General features: G+C 35.6%; 6 protein-coding genes and 2 pseudogenes. 5 read left to right on the top strand and 3 right to left on the bottom strand.

Annotated elements, in window-relative coordinates; genetic code table 11:
• The first annotated feature begins 34 nt into the window (after positions 1–34).
• From V7161_RS20740 to V7161_RS20720, 5 genes are all read left to right on the top strand, one after another.
• Positions 35–1,237, top strand: coding sequence for an IS110 family transposase (locus tag V7161_RS20740; protein ID WP_335714776.1), 1,203 nt, complete (start codon positions 35–37; stop codon positions 1,235–1,237).
• Positions 1,238–1,531: 294 nt separating this feature from the next.
• Entirely contained in the window at positions 1,532–1,717 is a 186-nt protein-coding gene (locus V7161_RS20735) for a DUF4190 domain-containing protein (RefSeq protein ID WP_335714775.1), read from the top strand.
• A gap of 179 nt (positions 1,718–1,896) precedes the next feature.
• Entirely contained in the window at positions 1,897–2,382 is a 486-nt protein-coding gene (locus tag V7161_RS20730) for a tetratricopeptide repeat protein (protein WP_335714774.1), read from the top strand.
• A 428-nt stretch (positions 2,383–2,810) separates the two neighbouring features.
• Positions 2,811–2,984 carry a hypothetical protein gene (locus V7161_RS20725; RefSeq protein ID WP_289984067.1) on the top strand — a complete coding sequence of 58 codons (174 nt, stop codon included), beginning with the start codon at positions 2,811–2,813 and terminating at the stop codon, positions 2,982–2,984.
• 198 nt (positions 2,985–3,182) lie between these two features.
• Entirely contained in the window at positions 3,183–3,815 is a 633-nt protein-coding gene (locus tag V7161_RS20720) for a LysE family translocator (protein WP_335714773.1), read from the top strand.
• A gap of 241 nt (positions 3,816–4,056) precedes the next feature.
• On the opposite strand, the gene V7161_RS20715 is transcribed toward V7161_RS20720, so the two are convergent.
• From V7161_RS20715 to V7161_RS20705, 3 genes and pseudogenes are all read right to left on the bottom strand, one after another.
• On the bottom strand, positions 4,057–5,274 hold the full coding sequence (locus V7161_RS20715) for an IS110 family transposase (protein ID WP_335714772.1): 1,218 nt from the start codon (positions 5,272–5,274) through the stop codon (positions 4,057–4,059).
• Between the two features lie 431 nt (positions 5,275–5,705).
• A pseudogene (locus tag V7161_RS20710) lies at positions 5,706–6,617 on the bottom strand (IS110 family transposase); the annotation flags it as partial.
• Positions 6,618–6,806: 189 nt separating this feature from the next.
• Positions 6,807–7,679 (bottom strand): annotated as a pseudogene (locus V7161_RS20705) (DUF3231 family protein); the annotation flags it as partial.
• Positions 7,680–7,755: the final 76 nt, after the last annotated feature.

Genomic DNA, 7,755 nt, shown 5'->3' with positions numbered 1-7,755 from the left:
TAACTGGTGACTAAAACTGAGGGAGAGATAAATAATGAATCCAGTCGTTGGCCTGGATGTAGCCAAAGGGGAAAGTGAAGCTCAAGCCTTTTTAGACAAAGATAAACCGTTTGGAAAGAGTTTTAGTGTTAGTCATACAAAGGAAGGTTTAGATTCTTTCATTTCGTTTCTAAAAGAATTAAAGAGAAAATCTGGGGTTAAACCAGCAGTTATTCTTGAGTCCACAGGACACTATCATACGCCAATTATTCAATGCTTAGAGGAATATCAATATTTATATATCCTGGTTAATCCAATCATTTCATATCAGGCAAAAAAAACAAGCCTTAGAAAGGTAAAGACCGATGCAGTCGATGCTTATCACCTTTGTATTCTTTATTACAAAGAAGAATTTGAACCGTACAAGAAAAGAGGGGAAAGATTCTTAAACCTGCGAACACTATCCAGACAATACGAAACAGTAACGAATCTTTACGTTCAGACAAAACTTCAGTTCCACACTATACTTGATCAAGTATTTCCTGAATATAGAGGAGTATTTGGCGATTTATTTTCGAAGGTTTCCCTAAAATTATTAAAGGAATTTCCAACATCGGAAGATGTTATTTTAACTGGGGTAGCTGAGATTATAGATCGAATAGAAGAAATGAATATTAAAAGATCTAGAAGTTGGATTAGGGAAAAAGTAGTTAAATTATTAGAGTCGGCAGAGCGGAATCCCTTCCATAAAGGAGTTTATGAAAGCCAATTGTTTAGTTTGGATATGTATATTACTATGTTGCTTCAATACCAGGACCATCTATCCAACTTGGAGACGCAGATAGATGTCCTGGCTGAAGAAATTGAAGAATGTAAGATTATCCAATCAATTCCCGGAATAGGAGAAAAAATCGCTGCAACGATTATTTCCGAAATCGGTGAAATTGATCGGTTTAATCACCCTAAAAAACTTGTGGCGTACGCCGGAATAGATCCAAGTGTCCATTCATCAGGAAAGTTTACTGCAACAATTAATCATATTACCAAACGAGGTTCTAGCCGGTTAAGACACGCTTTGTATATGGCTGTCCTTTGTGGAATTAGAAGCTCAAGAAACAAAAAGCTCAAAGAGTATTATGACCGAAAAAGAAATGAAGGAAAGCCTTCAAAAGTGGCTATGATAGCTTGTGTTAATAAACTATTACACTGGATTTATGCAATACTAAAAAGAAATGAGCAATTCCTAGATTTGGCTTAATCCACAGGAAAAAACAGCTAAAGAAAAACCTTCCAAATAGTAAATGGAGGGTTATTTGGCGTGTCGTTTTTTAGTATATCACGACAGATTCTTATTTTTAATAAAAAACTATTGACTCCTATTAGCTGGTTTTGTTCAATAAGAGCAATCGCTTTTTTTGTTCCACTAACGGGCGGGTTAACTGAATAAGGAAAGTTTTGAGGGGAGAAGAATAAAAATCGATAAAAGAGAAATTGGAGGTAATAAATTTGGAATACTCAACAAATAAGAAATCAATATATTCCTTATTTAGGCTTGATTTTTGCCATTATTGGTATTTTAATTTCCTCTAAAAGTTTGAATGAGATTGAAAGGTCAAACCAACAGGGAAAAGGATTAGCTATTGCAGGTAAAGTATACAGCATTGTAGGGCTTTGTCTTCAGGTCCTTTTAGTTCTTTTTCTTTTTATGGGTTTAATATCATTCTACAGTTATGAATAAATATTAACACTAGCCAAACCTTAAACCTTATTAAGGTAACGGGTGCAAGAGTTAAGAATGGGATGGCTGCGGCGATCTCATTTTCTTTTTGTGCTAACTGGGCAGGTTAGCTTAAGAAGGTGAATTAAGAAAACACAGCGAATTTATAAGAGATTTACAGAGAAGCCGGGGGTATTGATTTGACTAAAAGAATGAATGTTTGGGTTATATTTGTAACCAAAAACGGTATTCGCTTTCCAAATTTCTTTCCAATTGGAGTTTTAAAGGAAGGATATATTGGGGGTGTATTTTTGGAAAACGAACTGCCTGATCGATATTACTTAATGCTTATGTATGATGAGATTGAGGAATATGAAGATGTTATAGATTACTTAACTGAATACTTAAATAACAACCCCAATGAACCTATAGCACTAAATAATAGAGGGCTTGCATATGCGGAAATAGGTAAAAAGGATGAAGAATTTTCTGACCTAAAGAAATCTATTAAGCTTAAAGCTAACTCAACAATTCCATACAGGAACATTGCTGATTTATTCAAATCCCAAGATAAATTTAATTTAGCAATTAAATACTACACTACTGCGTTAGAATTTAATAAAAATGAAATCGCACTATTTAAACTAAGAGCAAAATGTTATGAAAAAATTGGTAAAATCGTTTAGCAAGTCAAGATAATAAACGAGCCGAAAAAATCAAGAAATAAGGTTCCCTTATTAAACAAACGGGTGCAAGAGTTGAAGATCAAGGCTATCATTTTGGCAGTTTTTCTTATTGTGCACACGGGGCGGGTTAGTTGAAGAATCTATTTTTTCATATAGGCTGCCGAGTATAAAACCTACAGGAAAAATGGTAATAGTTGAATTACGAATAGGGAAAGTGCATCGTCATTATAAAAAAATAAGGCCGGCAAGGAGCGGCGGAACAGATACTTCCGCTTTTTTCTCTGCCAATGCTGTAACCATAGGTAAATAGCTTTTGTCTTTATTGCCACTAACCTGTTAAAATTAAAACATACACCACTTGTGAAACACAGAATGGAAACCCGTTGGATTGCCGAAGGGAAAATATGAAGGTGATTGGGGGGGAAACGTTGAAGAAACGGTCAAGGTTGCGTAGACGGATTCGGGAATGGCTAAACAAGAGGAAACAACAGAAAGAAGAGAACCCACTACCGAGTTTTGTAAACAGCTGGACGAATCGCCATCAGGAAGAATTGGAAAAGCCAAAAGAATTTTATAAAAATGAAAAACCAACCGAGGAATAATGACATCTGCGATGCTTCCATAACGAAGGATCGCTTTTTTCTTATTCAAGTAACGGGGCAGTTTAGTTCAATAAAAAAATTAACTGTTTCATCAATTTTTTAAAAATTTTTTTGTAAAATAAGATAAAAATCTTTCCAAACCTTTCATGATCCTATAATATCAATAAGGGCACCTTGAAAAAGAAAGGGTGCATAAATATGTATGGTATCATTCATTATGAAGTATTTTTAATTACAGGAATTTTGTTGAATTTAATTCCAGGTACAGACACGATGTATATCGTAGGAAGAAGTATTTCTCAAGGGAGAACAGCTGGAGTATGTTCCGTTTTTGGAATCATTACAGGCTCATTAATTCATACACTGTTCGTTGCGTTTGGATTATCCATTATACTGTTAAAATCCGTTTTCTTATTTAATACGATTAAGATTTTAGGTGTTATCTATTTAGTATACTTAGGAATACGCATGCTATTAGATAAATCAAATGCGGCGTTTCTGGCACCTGAAGTCGATAAGTTAAATATTCGCAAAGTATATGCGCAAGGTATTTTAACGAGTCTAACAAATCCTAAAGTATCGTTATTTTTTCTTTCGTTCCTTCCACAATTTATAGATACACAGACTTCTGGACCGATTCCTTTTTTAATTCTAGGACTAACTTTTACAACAACTGGGTTGTTATGGTGTTTATTTGTTGCGTATTTTTCTTCATATGTAACAAATAAACTAAGAGGAAACCAGAAAATTGGAATGGTATTAAACAAAATAACTGGAGTAATCTTTATTGGCATGGGGATTAAGCTGCTTCAAACAAAAGCTCCTAACTAAACTTATTAAAACTCCGATGCCCCCTAAAATAAATAAGTTTAAGCCGAATCAAAAATAAAATGAAACCCTTCAGAATTGTTTTATCTGAAGGTTTTTTTGAATAATCGTTCTTCAACTACCATGAAAATTAACTTCTGTAACTTCGGTAAAAAGGCAATACTTAAATAGACGCAGCTCATTCATTTAAAAAAAAAGAGTGAGGCGCATGATCAAGAGATGTTTATGGATTACAAATAGTGGATTAGGATGCTTCGGAAATTGTCACAGTATAGCCTAAGTTTTCTAATCTTCGAACCGAATGGCGTACAATAGAGACTTGTCTTTGTTTATCGAAATAATCTTCGCCTAGGTCGACATACATTTCTTTTCGGGTTAGAAGGTAATATGCGATTCGCAACATCGCATGGGCGACTACAATTGCTGCCTTTTTCTTTCCTTTTCTTCCAGCTGTGCGTCTATACAGTGCACCCAGATAGTTTTTTGACCCTCTTACTGATTGAGCTGCTTCTGTTAAAGCAGATCTTAAATACTTATTTCCCTTTTTAGATCTACTAGATTTCCTTTTACCCGCGCTCTCATTGTGTCCGGGGACTAAGGCTGCCCATGAGCATAAATGTGCGGCAGTCGGGAATTGATTTCCAACATCTGTACCAATTTCAGCTAAGATTTGTTCAGCCATTCTTGTGGCGATACCAGGAATTGAATCAAGTCTTTCTATATCATCCTGATAAGAGCTTACTCTTTGAGCTATCTCTTGATCTAACATTTCAATTTGCTCAGAAAGAAAATCAATGTGAGATAAAATCGTTTTTAACATTAAGCGTTGGTGAGGGTTAATGTAGCCCTGAAGTGCCAATTCAAGTTCTTCTTTTTTTCGTTTCATTGTTCGACGAGCGAAGTTCGCTAGTTTCTCAGGATCATCTTCACCATCGGCAATTGCCCGAAGCATATCCTTTGATGAAACGCCCATGATATCAGAAACAACCGAACCTAGTTTGATATTAGCACCTTCTAGAACCTTTTGAATTCTATTATGCTGTCTAGCTCGTTCTTCAATAATACTTCGACGATAGCGTACAAGTTCTCGGAGTTCTCGTTGATTCCGATCAGGTATGAAACTTGCTTTCAGGAGTCCATGGCGAAGAAGTTGAGCTATCCATTCCGCATCTTTAACATCCGTTTTACGTCCCGGAAGGGACTTCATATGTTGGGCATTCACCACTAAAAACTCGATTTCCTCGGACTCTAATAAGTTAACAATTGGTTTCCAATAAACACTGGTGCTTTCCATAGCCACATGAGTACAATTATTCTCCTTAATCCAGTCCAATAGCTTTATTAGAAAAACTGTTTTAGTAGAAAATGTTTGAATCTCCTTTCCTTCAGAAGTCATAATACAAGCAGTGATATTGTCTTTATGGACATCTAATCCACATGCTCTTTCAATGATTACATCCATTGAAATCTTCCTTTCTAGGCTTGAAAATTGGAGGCTGGTGCAACAATCAGAATTAAGATTAATCTACCATGAGTGCTTCCCGTAAGGGAGCGACAGTTTGTGGTGCACCGTGGTCGTTGGAGTCAGACTAACGGATGGGCTCTAAGGCACCATAGTTGATCGACCTTCCTCTCCCAGCCTTAGAAGCAGTATGGACTGATTCAATACATTTTCATTCTTTGTGGTGAAGTGCTGATTTTTGCGATTCATGGATGGCTAACGGGTGCTAGACCTAAAGATCAAGCTGTCAATATGGCAGTTTTTCTTGTTTCACTAAACCAGCTAATAGTTTGTCAATATTTTTCAATAAATAACCTTCCTTTAGTCTGTTTTTGGGAGGTTCTGTACTATTTAGTTTAATTTAGGCTTTAAGCTATATCTTGGAAAGTCGTTTTAGGATCAGTAAATCGATCTATCTCCCCAATTTCTGAAATGATCGTTGCCGCGATCTTTTCTCCGATACCAGGGATAGATTTGATAATATTATATTCATCAACTTCTTTTGCGAGGGCATCTATCTCCAGCTCTAATGTGGATAGGTGCTCTTTGTATTGAAGAATGATGTTTATATACATACCAAGACTCAAAATATGGCTTTGATACAAAGTCTTTTCAAACGGATTTCGGTCTGCGGCAGCTTTGAGTTGAATAGCTTTATCATTAGCCCATCTGTATGAACGGCTTTTACATAATTGAGCGATTTTGTCAGCTATGGTTTCAACACTTGCCTCTAAAATATCTTCAGATGAGGGAAACTCTGAAAGAGTTAATAGTGATACTACCGAATATAAGTCACCAAAAACCCCTCTGTATTCAGGGAAGACCTGGTCCAGAATCGCTTGAAATTGAAGCTTTGTTTGAATCAATACACCAGTAATATTTTCGTGCTGTCTTGTAAGATTCCGAAGGTTTAATAGCTGCACACCACGCTTCTTATATGGCTCTAAATCCTCCTTATAAAACAGTTCGCAGAGAAGGTAAGCATCTATCGCATCTGTCTTTACTTTTCGAAGACTTGAACTTTTAGTCTTATAAGAAATCAATGGATTAATGATGATCAATAAATACCCACGGTCCTCCAAGTATTGAACAACAGAAGAATGATAATGTCCTGTTGCTTCTAGAACAATAGGAGGTTTCTTGCCAGTTTCTCTCTTAACCACCTCCAGAAAGTCTACAAGTAATTCAAGACCTTCTATAGTATGAGTAACTTTAAAACTCTTGCGGTATGGTTTGCCTTTATCTAAAAATGCCTGAACTTGACTTTCACCTTTTGAAATATCCAGACCATTGACTGGATTCATTCTAAAATCTCCTCCTAAATTAGTAATTTGCCAGTAACCCCTAATCCTCCATGCAGTATCACAGCTTCGCTTGGTCAACCGGAAGTATTTAGCATTCTGGTTAACCTTATAATACGAACTGGCAGGTTAGTGGAAGAATGCTTTTCCTAAAAATTAAAATGCCCGACCGATAGGGAAGGACATTTTTAGTTATTTTTCTTTTGCAATTTCTTTTCTATTAGGTGCAAGTGGAGGTTGTTCTAACCATTTATTTTGCACCATAAGATTAAACCACTTTTTAGTAAGCATAAGATTTTGTATAATGGTGCTTTCGTAAGTAGATACAAGGTCTGTTCGCATTGCAGATGCTAAACCTGTCCCGTGATACGCTTGTGCAGCTTGGAATAAGAAACCGGTATGATACAACATTAACTTATCGGAAAAAGGAGATGCTTTTGAAGTTGTAACTTCAGTTTCCCACGACTTAGGAACTGGTAAATTATCCGTTTGCATAATTTTTGAAAAATCTTTTATTTGTTGATCAGCTATTTTTTCAGCATACTCTAAAAATTTTCTAACTTCTTTTGTTTGTGTGACTTGACTGAATGCAATTGCAAGAGTTTTTGCCATTATACTTTTTTTTAGGTTTAAAGAAATACTTATGATTTCTGTCGCGGCTAACATTCTCCCCTTTCCGAAAATTCCATCTGCAAAATCTTTGTTGGAAACATATTCAGGGTTTTCAGCAGGATAAAATAAAGGGTCTCTCTGAAAACTTCCTTTTTCAAGCAATAAATCAATTGTTTGATGATACATCCTTTTCCCATCGTTAACGCACGAGTCATAAAAAAATCTTAAGTCCTCTCTGACAGAAACACCTAATGAAGTGGAGTGACCTAGCAAACCGTGTAAAGTCATTATATGTAAATAATTTAAGCAAAAGATGTCAGTGAACAATCTTTCTGTACCTTTATTAAGATCAGATTCAGTAAATCCAATCGGAACTGGAAATCCCTCATTCTCTATAAAAGTTATGATTTGATTCTTTTGTTTTTCAAACATCTTTATAGCATCCTCAAAAATTTAATTAAAGTAGAAAAAAGGTAATTTCACTAATATATTGAATTTAGTATATTTACAAACATTAAAGGAGATAGAG

The sequence above is a fragment of the Neobacillus drentensis genome (assembly GCF_036965425.1).
Lineage (GTDB): Bacteria > Bacillota > Bacilli > Bacillales > Cytobacillaceae > Neobacillus > Neobacillus drentensis_F.
This window is presented reverse-complemented; position numbering and strand designations above follow the sequence as displayed.